The organism is Zavarzinella formosa DSM 19928 (assembly GCF_000255705.1).
Classification (GTDB): domain Bacteria; phylum Planctomycetota; class Planctomycetia; order Gemmatales; family Gemmataceae; genus Zavarzinella; species Zavarzinella formosa.
In genome coordinates, this window is sequence record NZ_JH636441.1 from 6605 (window position 1) to 6860 (window position 256).

Here is a 256-nt window from a genome sequence, read left to right on the forward strand (position 1 = left end):
GGGGTCGTGCCGGCAGTGCAGCACGAAGCGGCGGGCGAGCCCGTCCATCAACCGCTCCTGCCAGACTTGACTCCCCAGCGCGGGGACGGCGGTCGTCCCCGCCAGTCTCACCTCATCCCGGGCGATCCGAACCATGCTGGCGGTGAGCGCGTGGTCGTCCGCGTCGACGAACAGGACCCGGGTGGAATCCTTGCCGGGCCACAGGTGGGCCAGTCCTTCGACCGCCAGGGCCAGGGGCGCGCTGACCGTGCCGCCG

1 pseudogene is annotated in these 256 nt (G+C 72.7%); it reads right to left on the reverse strand.

Annotated features, from left to right (window positions below):
- Positions 1–256, reverse strand: a pseudogene (locus tag BGIM_RS64865) (hypothetical protein); the annotation flags it as partial.